We start from the raw sequence: 16,094 nt of genomic DNA, 5'->3' as shown, positions 1-16,094 counted from the left end.
TCTATTTTTTAAAATTTAACTTTTAATCCTAAACTAAATGTTCTTCCTGCTCCGTAATATACCGTAGCATCTTGTGCTGTATGATTTGATCCATCAAAAGCATCTGAAATATATTCTGTATCCAAAATATTATTTAATTTACCATTTAAAGTAGCGTTAAAGTCTCCTATTTTAAATCCATGTCTAAAACCTAAATCAAATAAATGATAATTTGGCATTTTCCAAGAATCTTGTCTGTCTGTACTTTCGCTTATATTCAATTTAGAATAGATATCACCTGCATAATTATAATCAACAAAAAACTTTGTCTTTTTAATTGGCTCATACGATAATCCTGCGGCATATGTAGTTTGTGCTGCATCATTTACTTTTAACCCTTTTGCGTTAATTTCTTTTTCATATCGCTGAGTTCCTAATTCATTTTCAATGATTCCTTTTACATCACTTTGCCATGTCCAATCTCCAAGAGATGCCATACCTGTTAACTTTAACTTATCTGTTACTTTATAAACAAAGTCAAATTCTACACCTTGGTGTAAAGCATCTAAACCTGTAAAGTTACCATACAAACGTTCATCTGTAATACGGTCTACAATAGAGCTGGTAACCGACTTGTCTAACCAAGAAGTTCTATAAACATTTAAATTCGCTGAAAAAATTTCCGATTTAAAACCGTACCCTAATTCGGCACTAAATACTTTTTCGTTAGCAGCTTCTTTGTTGAAGTCATTATTTCTTTGATTTGTAAATACGGCATTCATAAATGGTGCATTTGATAAATACCCGATGTTTCCGAATACGTTATGCTTTTCATCTATATTATAATTAACACCACCTTTATTACCAAAACCAATAAAATTATAATTATCAGACATTCCTAAAGCATTCATATTTTCTTCTTTACTGTAGTTTGTATTTGATACAGAAGAAGAGAAAAATGCTGATAAATCTCCATTAGAGTATTCTAATTGTGTAAATACTCCGTTACGTTTTACATAACCATCGTAATCTTTACTAAAACGATCACCAACTTTTAAGGCTTTGTTATTGTTTAACCAATAGTCACCTCCTAATAAATCGTTTACTTCATAATAATGAGAACCTACATAATATCTTGCGTCTAAACCTCCCGAGAAAGTAAATTCTTCATCAATATCATATTTTAAGGTAGATAATACTCCATACCATTTATGATCGTTCATTGAAGATGTAAAAATATTAGAAGATCCATTTACACCATTTGCAATATTTTCTTGAACAATTTTATCATAACCGATAGGCTGATCAACACCACCTAATCTGTAATCATCAAGATTAGTTCTAAGAGCATCTCCTTGAGTTCTTCTACCTCCTCCTGAAGCTACAGAAGCATATAAAGCAGTCGTTACAAATGCCTTCTCAGAAATAGTCCAATCATGGTTTAATGATAACTGAGGTTTGTGATAAAAGTTATAAGATGAATTCTCAATCTTTCCATTTCTATATCCCCAATCTGGATTAAATCTTCTTCCACCTTGTTCAGTGTTTCTATTAAATTTAATAGATTTTCTATTATAACGTTGCCCGTGCTCTTGTTTTGCACCAAAACCTGTAAAAGATATTTTATGTTTAGCGTTTATACGTTTTGAGATATTTAAAAAATAATTAAATCCTTTAAATTGCGTACCGTCTACGTATCCGTCTCCTGACATTTTGTTTAAAGAAGCAGTAACTGCTAAACCATTATCAGTTAAACCTGTAGAAAGCGTCATTCCGTATTTAAGATACCCATCATTCGCTACTGAGCTATTAATACTTCCTCCTTTTTTAACATCAGTAGATTTTGTAATGATATTAATCGTACCACCAATAGAAGGCACAGCTACTTTAGAAGCACCTAACCCTCTTTGAACTTGCATTGCTGCAGTTACATCCGATAAACCAGCCCAGTTAGACCAGTGCACTTTACCGCTTTCCATATCATTAATAGGAACTCCATTAATCATAACCGCAACATTTGCTGAAGCAAAACCACGTAAATTAATTCGAGAATCTCCGTAACCTCCACCGGTTTTGGTAACATATACTCCAGGAGTAGATTTTAAAACTTCAGGAAATTCTTGTGTTCCTAATTTTGCTTGAATATCAGCAGCTTTAAGTGTTGATACCGCTACTGGTGTTTTTCTACCAACAGCAAAAGATGTTGCTGTAATTACAATTTCATTTAAAACATTTGAAGGCGCTAATTTAATAGTTCCTAAATTACCTTTTGAAGCTGTGTAAGCTATTTTTTGATTAACGTATCCAATAAAAGATACCACTACAACTCCTGACTTCGATTTAGCGCTTAGCTTAAAATTTCCATCAAAATCTGTTGCTGTTCCGTTGGCAGTTCCTTTAACGATAAGACCAGCTCCAGGAAGAGGTTCTCCCATTTCGTCAACTACCTTACCGGTAAGTTGAATTTGTCCTAAAACTGTTGCCGCTACAAAGAACAGCGCTACTAGTAAAACATTTTTAATTTTCTTCATTTCTAATCTAAATTATTATTAAATGCGCTGCAAAGGTCTTGCTTTTACATTTTGTCAATATTAACTTAATGTTAAGCTTTCTAACAAGAGTTAACTAATAATAAAATAAATAAAAAGTCTATAAATAACACTTTTACTAATTAATTAGCATTTTTTTTGCCAATTCCTTACCCAGTTCAACCCCAAACTGATCATATGAAAATATATTCCACAACACTCCTTGTGTAAAAATCTTATGTTCGTAGGTTGCAATAAGCATTCCTAATGATTTTGGTGTTAACTTTTTAAAGAGAAATGAAGTACTCGGTCGGTTACCTTCAAAGGTTTTGTAAGGTAATAATTGATTTATTTTCGCTAATTTATTTGCTAATTTTAATTCTAAATGTATTTCTTGTTTTGTTTTACCGTACGCCAAGGCATCCATTTGAGCATAGTAATTAGCCATTAATTTTTTATGTTGCGCTGTTAAACCGTGTAAAGGTTCTTCAAAACCAATAAAATCGGCAGGTATTAATTTTGTTCCTTGATGTAATAACTGCATAAAGGCATGTTGAATATCAGTACCAGTACCTCCCCAAATAACACCACTTGTTTGATAGTTAATTTCTTGACCATTTCTGTCAACACTTTTACCGTTACTTTCCATAATTGCCTGCTGTAAATAAGCAGGTAATTTACATAAGTACTGGCTATATGGTAAAATAACTTCGGTTTCTGATTTAAAAAAATTATTATACCAAACACTTATCAGGGCTAATATTACAGGAATATTTTTATCAAAATCGGTTGTTTTAAAATGTTCGTCAACCTGTTCGGCACCATTTAATAATTCTTTAAAATTATCATATCCGATAGACAAACTAATTGATAAACCAACAGCTGACCATAAAGAAAACCTACCGCCAACCCAGTTCCACATCGGAAAAATATTCTCTTGATTAATTCCAAAATCGATTGCTTGCTCAACATTAGACGACACTGCCACAAAATGCCTAGAAACATCGGTAATTGCTGCCGATTTTAAAAACCAATCTCTAATTGTATTTGCATTTGTAATGGTTTCATCAGTCATAAATGATTTAGAAACTATTACAAATAATGTTGTTTCAGGATCAAGCTTCTTTAATACTTCAAATACATGATCTCCGTCTACATTTGATACAAAATGTGAGTTCAATGTATTGCTGTAAAATTGCAACGCTTCTACCACCATGCTTGGTCCTAAATCAGAACCTCCTACGCCTATATTAACAACATCGGTAATTGGTTTACCAGTAAAACCCTTCCATTTTCCAGAAATTACAGCATCACTAAAAGCCTTCATTTTACTTAATGTGGCTTGTATTTTAGGCTTTATATCTTCTGAATCGACTAAAATAGGCGTGCTTGAATTGCTTCTCAAAGCTGTATGTAATACGGCTCTATCTTCTGTTGCGTTAATTTTATCACCAGAAAAATACTTAGAAATTGCGTCTTTAAGTTTTGTTTGTTCAGCTAATAAAACTAATAAATCAATGGTTTCTTGGGTAATGTGATTTTTTGAGTAATCAACCTTAAAGTCATCTAAAGAAATAGAAAACTGTTCTTTTCTGTTTTTATCTTTTTTAAAAAGAGCTTTTAACTCATACTGCTTTGCTTGGGTAAAATGAGCTGTTAATTTTTTCCAAGCATCAGTTTGCACTGGGTTGATGTTTTGTAAAGGCATAACATATCGCTAATTTTTTCTTTCGTTAGAAGAAGTATAAATGGTATCTTTTTGAATTAAACTTATAGCATCTAATTTTATTTTCAAGGGCTTTATAAACTCAAAATATCTTGGTTTAATTTTAGCATCTAAAGGTTCGGCTGTTGGAAGTTTTTGACGAAAAGGATCTACTTGTTTACCATTTTTCCAAAAACGATAACAAACATGAGGACCACTAGTGTTTCCTGTCATCCCTACCCAGCCAATAATAGCACCTTGTTTTACATAATCGCCAACCTTAACATTTCTTTTTTTCATATGCAAATACTGTGTTGTGTAGGTAGTATTATGCTGAACTTTTACATAATTTCCATTACCACCTCGCCTTGCAGATGCGATAACAGTTCCGCTTGCAGTAGTCATTATTGGGGTACCATATTTTGCAGCAAAATCAGTTCCTTTATGTGGGCGTACCCTTCCATAAAGTGCAATTTTTCTTCTTAAATTATAGCGTGATGAAATTCGATATTGAAATTTAATAGGCGATTTTAAAAATGCCCTACGAAGCATATTTCCATTTTCGTTATAAAATTCAGGTGTTTTAGAAATAGAATCACCTACAAATTTATAGGCATATAAGTTTTCTCCTTTATGATTAAAAACAGCTGCTTTTACTGCTCCATAGCCAACAAAAGTAGTATCATTAATAAATTTTTCATCATAAATTAATTTAAAACTATCGCCTTTTTGTAAGCTATAAAAATCAAGGGTCCAAGCATAAATATCAGCAACCGTATTGGTTAAACTCGCTTTTAAGCCTAAACTATCCATGGTTACCGATAAATTTGATGAAATTTTACCTGAAACCTGTTTTTCTATGGTTGTAATTTTTTTATGTACCTGATAAGCTGATATTATTGAATCGTTAAAATTGATGATTGTAGCATCGACTTTATTGTGTTTATAAATAAAAACACGGGCTTTTTGCAAAGAATCTTTTGAGGTAAGAACCGTATATTTTTTACCTGAACGAATGCGTCGAACATCAAAAGTATCTTTAATAGTCGTTGCTATTTTATTAATTTTAGGATACAATACATGATGACGATCTAAAATAACACCAAAACTCTCTCCTTTTTTTATGGTGTCGTTAACTATTTTAAAATTATCTAAATTAAAACCATAAGCGTAAACAGCTTTTGGTTTTACTATTTCAACAGGAAGTTTTACCTTTTTTTCAGTAGCTGTTTTACAAGAGAAAAACAAACAGCAGGCAAGTAGTAAATGAATATATTTTTTCAAAAAAAAGTAATTTAAATTTATGTGTACCTGCAAAAATACAAATAAAAACTATTGCTTATTGTACTTTAACAATAAGTAAACAACTTATTATTTTGAACCAAAAACTGTTTTGAATGGATTTGCTAATCCTTTATAAGCAGAAAGCTCGGCACGAAGTGACCCCACTGCTAAAGAGGCTTTTATTTTTACAGGAATTTTATTTTTATCGGCGGTTATCCAAACGGTAACACTTTCTTGCGCTTTAAATACACGCCCCGCTTTTACGATGGGTCTAAATTTTTGGGTTTTTACTTTTCCAAACTTTGTTGTTAGTGTTTCATTTCCTAAAAAACGCAATTTAAAAGGATAGGTATGATTGTCAAAAAACATATCAATTTTTATCTCTTCTCCTTTTTTCATGTTTTTAGTGTCGTAACTTCTTAAAAAATAAAAAGAAGAAATCATATCTTGCACGTTTACAGCCCTAATTAGTGTATCTTTTTTGTTTCGAAAATCATGAATACTAGCCGTGTTTTCTTGCTGATTAAAGATTATTTGTTTGTGTTTTTTATGTCCTCCTTCGTTTATTTTCCTTTTAAAAACATAGGGTTTTCCTGATTTTTTATCAAAATAAGATTGATAATCATCATTCACCTCAAAAAACCATTTAATCATACCGGTAGTCCAACCCTTGCCAGTTGCGTGAAATATTTTTTGCCCGTTTAACGCTTCTTCTTTTAAAGATAAAGTAGCAGTTCCTGCTTTAAAAAAACCACTATAACTCATTTTAAACGCAAGAAATTCACCATCATTAAACGGTGCATTTTTTTGTTGACCAAAAGCAAATAGGCTAAAAAATAATACGGAAATAACTAAAAAATGGTTTTTCATAATGTTCAAACTTATGTCTAAAGTTAGACAAATACTGTTCCAAAAAAAAAGACTGTTTGAATTTAAAATCCGAACAGTCTTTTTTTTATTTATTTTATGATTTTTTAAAGTATTAAATCTTTAAAAAATACCCCAATTTTTTAATTCTTCTTCGCTCCATAAATAAGGGAAAAATATTCTTCGTTGGTATTTTGGGTGCATGTATTTACGCCAATTACTTCCGCCTGTAGCTTCTAAATCTTTATCGCCACCACCTAAATATTTTCCTGCAGCATTATAATGTGCCATCACCCATTTTATATTTACCGTATGGTCATAATGACGCATCGCCGCTATTAATTCAGGGTCATTTTGAGCTTCTTTAGGTAATTCTTGAAATTTTTTAGATAAATTACATTCTTTATAATCTTCCATAAAGTCTATAAAATCACCCATATATTTTTTTTCAAACAAGCGTAATAATGTTGATTTTTTACCTGTTTTATAATCTTTCCCTGCCGCTTGCCAATATAAATGATCAAAGGCATTTTTTAAAGACGATTCTCTATCAATCGTATCTCTAAAACGTGCATCGATTAAATTAATTAGCTCTGTAGATGCAAATTCAATTTTACGATATTGTGCACTTTGATACCCACTTGCTGGTGCTAAAGTATTTCTAAATTTCAAATACTGATCTACATCCATTCCGTCTTGCATTACGCTAAAAGAATTGCATAGCATGTCAAAATAGCGACTAATACGCATTAAGTGTTTTGAAAATTTCTGAGCAGTAACAACTTCTTTAGCTAATGAAATTTGATCAATTTCCCACAAAATCATTTTAAACAACAACTCGTTTACTTGATGATACATGATAAAAACCATTTCATCTTTTTCGGTTGTTCTAGGAATTTGTAAACCTAACAAAGCATCGGTTTGAATATAGTCCCAATAGGTAATTGGAATGCTATGAAGCAAGCCTTCTAGCATGGTTTCTAACGGAACACCTATTTTTTTAGACTTTTCTTCTATTGCTTTTAAAATTTCTTCTTTATTCATTTTTATATTTTATATAAAAATTAGTATTAAAAGAACCATTAAAATAAGCTGTTTAACTTATTATAATGGCTCTTGATTTATCTATATTATAATTAGATTCTAATTATAAGGTTCCTCTTTTTGATTGTTCTCTTTCTATGGATTCGAATAAGGCTTTAAAATTACCTGCTCCAAAACCTTTAGCACCCATTCGTTGGATGATTTCAAAAAATAACGTTGGACGGTCTTCTACTGGTTTTGTAAAAATTTGTAATAAATAACCTTCTTCATCGGCATCAATCATAATTGATAATTCTTGTAATTTAGAAATATCTTCTTTCATCATGCTCATGTGTTCGCCTAAACGCTCAGGAATACCGTCGTAATATGCCTGTGGTGGTGGCGGTAAAAATTCTATTCCATTTGCCTTTAATTGCGATACTGTTTTAATAATATCATCGGTAGCAACTGCAATATGTTGTACGCCTTCACCTTCGTAAAAATCTAAATATTCTTCAATTTGTGAACGTTTTGCCGCTTTTGCAGGCTCGTTAATAGGGAATTTAATTCGACCGTTTCCGTTACTCATTACTTTACTCATTAAAGCCGAATATTCAGTGTGAATTTGCTTGTCATCAAAAGATAAAAAATTAACAAATCCCATAACGTCTTCGTACCATTTTACCCAAACGTCCATTTGATTCCAACCTACGTTTCCTACCATATGGTCGATATATTTTAAACCTGCACTTGGCGGATTATAATCGGATTTCCACGCTGTAAACCCTGGCAAAAATACACCTTTATAATTCTTACGCTCTACAAAGATATGAACTGTTTCGCCATAAGTGTAAATACCTGCACGAATTACCTCGCCATGTTCATCTGTTTCAACGGTTGGCTCTAGGTATGATTTGGCACCTCTTTTAATGGTTTCTTCGTAGGATTTTCGAGCATCTTCTACCCATAAAGCGACTATTTTTACGCCATCGCCATGTTTTACAATATGGTCGTTAATTGCTGATTTACTGTTTAATGGGCTTGTTAATACCAAACGAATTTTATCTTGTTTTAACACATAACTAACTGTGTCTTTCGAGCCTGTTTCTAAACCTTTATAAGCATGTGACTGAAAACCAAAAGCTGTTTTATAAAAATGTGCCGCTTGTTTTGCATTTCCAACATAAAATTCTACATAATCGGTTCCTAAAAGTGGTAAAAAATCTTGTGCTCCTTCGAATATTTTTTCTAAACCGTAATTTACTGATGTTACTTCTTTTTTACTCATTCTTTATGTTTTTATAGACTTCACAGGTTTTAAAAACCTAGGAAATCTTTTATTTTTAATAGATTATTATCTTTTTATATAAATGATAAATTATTAAAATAATACTAAACTTCGTAGATGAGTTTAGCCCTGATTGAACGGTTTGTTTGAGCTCTTTTTTTGATTTTTTTTCAAAAAAAAGCGAGTAGTGAAAGCAGGATTAGCTTCTAATAATTATTTTTATAAATCTGATTTTAGTGTTCTAACCACGATTTATAATAATTTTCATCGGCAATTTTCATGGCTTCTTCAGTTACTTGTAAGGGCTTAAAAGTGTCTACCATAACGGCTAATTCTTCGGTTTTTGTATGCCCAATACTTCTTTCAGCGGCTCCTGGATGTGGTCCGTGAGGAATTCCTGCGGGATGTAATGAAATATGCCCTTGGTCGATGTCGTTTCTGCTCATAAAATCGCCATCAACGTAGTATAAAACCTCATCAGAATCGATATTACTATGATTATATGGGGCAGGAATTGCATTTGGATGATAATCGTACAAACGAGGCACGAAACTGCAAATTACAAAGGCATTGGTTTCAAAGGTTTGATGCACTGGTGGCGGTTGATGAATTCGACCAGTGATAGGCTCAAAGTCGTGAATTGAAAAAGCATACGGAAAATTATAACCGTCATAACCAACCACATCAAAAGGATGTGAGGCGTAAATCATTTCAATAATTTCGCCTTGTTTTTTTACGTTGATTAAAAAATCGCCAAGTTCATTATGGGTTTCTAATTCTTGTGGTCGGCGGATGTCTCGCTCGCAAAAAGGGGCGTGTTCTAATAATTGCCCAAAATGATTTCGGTATCTTTTCGGTGTATAAACTGGCGAATAAGATTCGACAATAAAAAGTCTGTTATTTTGATCATCAAAATCTAGCTTGTAGATAATACCTCTTGGAATTACTAAATAATCGCCATATTTAAAGTTGATATTCCCTAGCATGGTACGTAACTTTCCTGTTCCTTTATGGATGAAAATTACCTCATCGGCATCAGAATTTTTATAGAAATAGTCTGTTGTTGATTGCTTTGGTGCTGCTAAAATAATATTACAATCTGAATTTGTTAAAACGATTTTTCTACTTTCTAGATAATCATTTTCGGGGGCTACCTGAAACCCTCTAAAACGATACGATTGAATATTATTTGCTTTGGCGATTTTTGGCTTTACCGAATATTGCCTGCGAATTTCTTTGACCATAGTTGGTCTAAATTCGTGGTAAGAATTTGTTGACATTCCATCAAATCCTATTGTTCCAAATAATTGTTCGTAATATAAGCTTCCGTCTTCTTTGCGAAATTGGGTGTGGCGCTTGGGCGGTATGTTCCCTAGTTTATGATAAAATGGCATAATTTTAATGTTTTAAATGAATAGATTATTGTAATAATTACAGTGCGCTATTAATTTTATTCAGGATTACGCTTTATCAGATATTTTAAATAGGATAGCAGGTCTACATACATTTTTTGTGTTTTTAAGATGCTTTTTACAAATATACAGTATTTATAAAAACTATGTAAACACAAAAATCCGTCTTAAAATAGGGCGTTTTAAGACGGATTAAAAAATTATATAAAAGATGAATTAGTTTAAGTCAAAAATTCCTTTTACAACAGCAGCCTCAACTTTTTGGCTTTTTTTAGCCGTTGCTGTATTTACATCAATTTCATAAATATAAGCACCATTATTATCACTTATATTCATATATACTTTTCCATTGCTATTTAATGCAGGAGTAGCCCACTGCCCTCCGTGTAATGGAATATCTGTAACTTCTGTTACTGTTTTAGCTGCTAAATCTACCACGGCAATTTTACAATTAGGTTTTTTTGATGTAGGAGCAAATGCACTCCATTTTGTAGAATCGTCCGTAATCATTCTTACAACAGCTTTGTTGTTTCCTACATAATGTAAAAAGTTAATTTTTTTACCTCCTGATGCTTTTTCAAAATCAAAATAATACTCTTTATCAAAATCGGTAGCGCCACTTTTAATTCTTAAAATTGCTGATTTATTTGTTGGAGCAGGGTCAAATCCACAAGCTAAAGAAGAAGTAGATGCTGTATAAATATTATTATTTTCATCTTTTACCAATCCGTTATAATTTCCATAAAAACCAATATCAGAACCTCTAGTGTCTTTTATCAATTTTTCAAATTTTAACTCAGGATAACTATATATCGCAATTCTTGCTTCATTAGAATTTGGGGTTTTCCATTTTCCATCAGAACTAGTTAAATAATATGATAAAAATAACTTACCTCCTTTTACAGCAGTACCTGTAGGCCAAGACATTAAACCTTCACCTTTTCTTTCATCTATTTTTGTAGGTGTTTTTTTAGTGATAACCATGTTATCGGTATCTACTAAAAAAATTGTTTTATTTTCAAAACCAGCTCTCGGGCTTTCTACCGCAATCATGGTTTTATCATCTCCTTTTCCTAATAAATCAAAAGATACCGGGAAAGCAAATTCTCCTTTTTTAGTAAGTTCTCCATTTTGAATATTATAACCGATACAGTTTGTAGCTTTATATCCTGAACTGATAAGTGTTTCATTTAAAAAATAGTAACTTCTTTTTCCATCTTGTTGAATACCTTTTCCTATTGGTGATATTTCAGAATTTATAAAATTATCGACACCTAAAACTACATCCGTAGGAGATTCTCCCGTCGTTTCAACAGCAACTGCTAAGTTTGAAGTACTATTTGGTTGTATTGGCGAATCATCATTACAAGAGATAAAAAAACTCATTGCAAATAATAATCCTATTGATAAAATTGATTGTTTCATGATTTATTTAGTTTAGTTTGATTTATATATTTATTTTGATAAGTAGTATCTTAGTTTTAAACTGAAATTTCGCCCTGGTTTTTGAAGATTGTAATTGTCAGTTACTTTTGCGTTAAAAATATTATTAGCTGCAAATGAAATATTATATGTTCCATTTTGAATAGAATAAATGGCTTCAATATTTTGTGTAAATTGGTTTTTAATTAATTTTCTATCTCTGTTTCCGATTTTAGCAAAATATAACGAATAGCCATGTACATAATTTTGAAAAGAGCTTATAGAAAATAGATCATCCTTTCTAAATAATTTTTTGGTGTTATAGTTTAGTTTTATATTTCCAAATAAATAAGGTACGTTGGGTATTCTAGCATTTAAATATGGATTAGGTTGTGTGCTATTTTTTACATATTTACTTTTATCTCTAATATCTAAAAAAGTAGTGTTTACCCCAATACTATAGGCATCATTAAAGGTATATTCAAGCGATCCTTCTATACCTTTTGTTAGTACTTTTTCTAAATTATCGTTTACTTGAAAAACCAACTCTGGACGCAAATAAATAAAGTTTTTAGAGCTTCTTAAAAAAGTATTGGTTTCAAAATGAATTTTATGTCTATCACTTAAATATTGATTTGTTCTAAAGCCAAGATTAATATTTGTACTAGTTTCTGGTTTTAAATCAATATTGGTTAAAATTGCCATTCCATTTCCTAAAATTTCTGAGTTTTCAGGAAAACGAATGGCAGTTTCAAAAGAAGTTTTTATTTGTGTATTTTTTGTAAATAAATAAGTTAATGCGCCTCCATACCCTGTGTAATTAGATAAAATATTTTTCTTTTCTTTTGTGGTTCCTGAATAATTAGTCGTTAAAGAATTGATACTGTAATTATATTTTTTTCCGAAGGCAATTCCTTTTAATTTTTTATCAAGAAGATTAAATGAATAAGACAATCCTACTACTTTTTTATCAACCGTACTTGGTTCACCAAATTGGGTATTGTTTCTAGGATGTAAAGGATCTTTTCCTTCCATTTTAAAATTATCCGAAGAAAAATTTACCGCAATAATTTGCGCTTTTGGAAGCTGATATTGTAAATTAAAATTTAATAATATATTTTCTTGCGATAAGGTTAATTCGGTTTTTCTACTGCTTTGCTCTCCTGTGGATAAATGGTCATCGTATTCAATTTCACTATTCCAAAAATACCTGTGATTACTTTTATCTTCATATCTGCGTTCGTTATCTACAAGAGCTAAAAAAGAACGAATATCTAGATTTTTGAAAACACCTTTTTTGGCATATTTTAAAGTACTGATTCGACTCTTATTTTTTTCAAAAACTTCTCCAAAAGGATTGATTATTTTCAGAGGAAACCTTGCGTGTTGTATTTCTTTATAATTATCAGAAAATAAAATACCAACTAATAATTCATCGGCATATTTTTTATTGGTAATCCCTGCTTCTAATTGCACCATTTTTGAAGTATAGGCATTATGAAACCTTTTTACATTAGTCGTTTCATCCGTTATTTTACCTCCTTTACCTGGTACAATTATATCTATTGTATAATCGTTATCTGAATAATTATAAAATGATTTTAATCGCGCTGTAAACCCGCTATTTTTATCGTAATACTGAGTATTAAAAGCTGCTTTATGTGTGTTAAATGAGCCTAAAGAATAAGAAGCATCTACATAATTATTTACGCCTTTTTTTGTAATAATATTAATAGCGCCTCCCAAAGCATCCGAAGATAAATAAATAGGAACAACTCCTTTATATATTTCGATAGATTCTATAGTGTTAGACGGAAAATTATTTAAAGTTAATGATTTCCCGAAATAACTCATCGGGATACCGTCAATAAATGTTTTTATCTGTTTTCCTGAAAGCCCGTTTAAAGACAGGTTAAAATCTGAACCTAAACCACCTTCTTCTCTAATAACAATACCAGGTACTTTATTTAAAACCTGACTAATATTTGTTGCAGTATTTTTAAAAGCTAGAGTTTCTATAACATTTACCGAATAAGCTTTATCTCTTATTTTTTCTGCTTTTGATTTTCCTTGAATTATTATTTCACTTAAAGTATTGTTATCTTCTTTTAAATAAAAAGATAGCATTGTTTTTTTAGAAGAACTCGTAATTTTTTTATAAAAAGTTTTATACCCTATATATTGTATTTTTAAGGTGTAATTTTTTGAAGTAGGTTCAGAAAATTCAAAACACCCTTTGGTATTTGTAATAATGGTTTTATTTTGATCTAAAAGCGTTACATGCGCATTTATTAATTGCTCATTAAATTCATTATATACACAACCTGATATTTTATTGTTTTGTGCATTTAATGTTATTATTTGTAAAAAATAGATTAGAATTATTATTACATACTTCATGTTAAATTTACTTTATTTAGATTTAATAAATATAAATATAAAAGTAAATTAATATTCTTCTTAGTAACTATTGTTTCTTCGTTTTTTAATAAAAGTGATTCCGATATAAAAATGCCATTTTAAGTTATAAATTCATAATAAAAAACTGATTAGACCATCGTAATACTCCTTTTTATCTAAAAAAAATAAATATTTAAGAGCCTATTTAAGTTTCATCTGAAAAAAAATATAAAAGAAAAATAAGAAATCGCATCCGTCAACCTGAATTTAATTTAGGTTCGCATCCTGATTAGCCATATTTAGTCTCTTTTTTTTTGATGATTCTTGTCAATTCGAGTGATTTTAATGACTAAAAGGAATTTGAAGAAAAAAAATCATTCGAACTGACAATTTATTTAATTTTTAAACAGGCTCTAACTATATTAAAATTCTTGTCAATTTTTTATTTATAAAAACCTGTTTAAATTTTATCTAAAAAAGTTTAATCTCGGGAAAACAGGAAATAGAGTTTGCTAATATTGATAGGGCGTTTTCAATCAATCCAATCTTTGGTGCGTGCTACTGCTTTTTGCCATTTTGAATATAATTTGCTACGCTTTTCTAAACTAAAAGTAGGCTGAAAAGTTTCAGAAGTTTTTCGTCTTCTTAAAATATCTTCCTGTTTCCATAAACCAACACAAATACCTGCTAAATATGCAGCGCCCATAATAGTGGTTTCAATAATTTCGGGGCGTTCAACTTTTACGTTTAAAATATCCGCTTGAAACTGCATTAAATAATTATTTGCACTTGCGCCACCATCTACTTTTAATGATGTTAATGTAACCTGACTATCTTTTTGCATTACCGCTAAAATATCTTTTGTTTGGTAGGCAAGGGAATCTAAGGTTGCTTTTATCAAATGGTTTTTACCTGTACTATGCGTTAAACCAAACACAGCGCAACGGGCATACATATCCCAATAAGGAGCGCCCAAACCAGCAAAAGCAGGAACTACATAAACAGGATTTTCATCAGTAATACTTTTTGCATAAATTTCACTTTCGGCAGCGGTTTCAATTATTTTTAAACCGTCTCGCAACCATTGAATTGCCGATCCTGCCACAAAAACACTTCCTTCAAGGGCGTAATATATTTTATTGTCAATTCCCCAAGCAATTGTAGTTAGTAGTCCATTTTTAGAATATTCAAGGTTTTCGCCTGTATTGATTAGCATAAAACAACCCGTTCCGTAGGTGTTTTTTGCAGCGCCTTTTGTAAAACAAGCCTGCCCAAAAAGTGCTGCTTGCTGATCGCCTGCAATTCCTGCTATCGGAATTTTATAGCCATCTAATTCATAATCGCCAAAATGATGAGAAGACGGTTTTACCTCTGGTAACATTGACATCGGAATATCAAGGGCTGCTAATAGTTTTTTATCCCAACATAAATTTTTAATATCAAACAACATCGTGCGAGATGCATTGCTGTAATCGGTGGCGTGCACCTTCCCCTTGGTTAAATTAAAAAGTAACCAAGTGTCAATAGTTCCAAATAATAAATCACCTTTTTCGGCAGCTAGCTTTGCTCCTTGAACATTGTTTAAAATCCAATGTATTTTTGTTGCCGAAAAATAACTATCAATAACCAAACCTGTCGTTTTACGTACATGGTTTTCTAGTCCTTTTTCTTTTAATTTTTCACAAATATCCGCTGTTCGTTTGTCTTGCCAAATAATAGCATTGTAAATAGGTTTCCCTGTATTTTTATTCCAAACTACGGTAGTTTCTCGTTGGTTTGCAATACCAATACCCATTATTTCTGATGGATGAATTCCTGCTTTTTTAATCGCTTTTTTTAAGGTAGAAAGTTGTGTTTTTAAAATTTGTTGAGCATCGTGCTCTACCCTGCCCGATTGTGGAAAAATTTGCTCAAAATCTTGCTGATCCATTGCTACAATAGCCCCGTTTTCGTTAATAATTACCGAACGAGAACTGGTAGTTCCTTGATCTAAGGCAACAATATATTTAGCCATTTAAAATTTGTATAATAAAATGAAATAGCAATCTACAATTTAAAGTTTGGCTATTAAAAAAAAAGATAAATTTTAATAAGAGCCTGTTTAAATTTTATTCAATAAAAGTTTTATGGCGGATAATTTGGTTATATTTTCGGAAGATTCCATTAATAATTCATAGTTTCGACAG

At 31.1% G+C, this 16,094-nt stretch carries 10 protein-coding genes; all 10 read right to left on the bottom strand.

All coding sequences use genetic code 11. The features are described 5' to 3' along the window. Positions 1 to 8 precede the first annotated feature (8 nt). Entirely contained in the window at positions 9 to 2,510 is a 2,502-nt protein-coding gene (locus AQ1689_RS05560; RefSeq protein WP_101955452.1) for a TonB-dependent receptor, read from the bottom strand. A 136-nt stretch (positions 2,511 to 2,646) separates the two neighbouring features. After that, positions 2,647 to 4,215 carry a glucose-6-phosphate isomerase gene (gene pgi, locus AQ1689_RS05555; protein ID WP_101955451.1) on the bottom strand — a complete coding sequence of 523 codons (1,569 nt, stop codon included), beginning with the start codon at positions 4,213 to 4,215 and terminating at the stop codon, positions 2,647 to 2,649. Positions 4,216 to 4,224: 9 nt separating this feature from the next. Continuing rightward, on the bottom strand, positions 4,225 to 5,496 hold the full coding sequence (locus AQ1689_RS05550; protein WP_101955450.1) for a peptidoglycan DD-metalloendopeptidase family protein: 1,272 nt from the start codon (positions 5,494 to 5,496) through the stop codon (positions 4,225 to 4,227). A gap of 87 nt (positions 5,497 to 5,583) precedes the next feature. Further along, on the bottom strand, positions 5,584 to 6,366 hold the full coding sequence (locus AQ1689_RS05545) for a DUF3108 domain-containing protein (protein WP_101955449.1): 783 nt from the start codon (positions 6,364 to 6,366) through the stop codon (positions 5,584 to 5,586). A gap of 120 nt (positions 6,367 to 6,486) precedes the next feature. After that, positions 6,487 to 7,407: a tryptophan 2,3-dioxygenase family protein gene (locus tag AQ1689_RS05540; protein WP_101955448.1), complete on the bottom strand. Its 921-nt coding sequence runs from the start codon at positions 7,405 to 7,407 to the stop codon at positions 6,487 to 6,489. 103 nt (positions 7,408 to 7,510) lie between these two features. Then, positions 7,511 to 8,674, bottom strand: a complete 1,164-nt coding sequence (gene hppD, locus AQ1689_RS05535) for a 4-hydroxyphenylpyruvate dioxygenase (protein ID WP_101914408.1) — start codon at positions 8,672 to 8,674, stop codon at positions 7,511 to 7,513. 233 nt (positions 8,675 to 8,907) lie between these two features. Beyond that, positions 8,908 to 10,068, bottom strand: a complete 1,161-nt coding sequence (locus AQ1689_RS05530; RefSeq protein ID WP_101955447.1) for a homogentisate 1,2-dioxygenase — start codon at positions 10,066 to 10,068, stop codon at positions 8,908 to 8,910. A gap of 234 nt (positions 10,069 to 10,302) precedes the next feature. Further along, positions 10,303 to 11,511, bottom strand: a complete 1,209-nt coding sequence (locus tag AQ1689_RS05525; protein ID WP_101955446.1) for a DUF4374 domain-containing protein — start codon at positions 11,509 to 11,511, stop codon at positions 10,303 to 10,305. Between the two features lie 30 nt (positions 11,512 to 11,541). Beyond that, positions 11,542 to 13,908, bottom strand: coding sequence for a TonB-dependent receptor (locus AQ1689_RS05520; RefSeq protein ID WP_101914406.1), 2,367 nt, complete (start codon positions 13,906 to 13,908; stop codon positions 11,542 to 11,544). A gap of 532 nt (positions 13,909 to 14,440) precedes the next feature. Next, positions 14,441 to 15,922: a glycerol kinase GlpK gene (glpK, locus tag AQ1689_RS05515; RefSeq protein ID WP_101955445.1), complete on the bottom strand. Its 1,482-nt coding sequence runs from the start codon at positions 15,920 to 15,922 to the stop codon at positions 14,441 to 14,443. Between the last annotated feature and the right edge of the window lie 172 nt (positions 15,923 to 16,094).

It is taken from the genome of Tenacibaculum finnmarkense (assembly GCF_900239185.1).
GTDB classification, from domain to species: Bacteria; Bacteroidota; Bacteroidia; order Flavobacteriales; family Flavobacteriaceae; genus Polaribacter; species Polaribacter finnmarkensis.
This window is presented reverse-complemented; position numbering and strand designations above follow the sequence as displayed.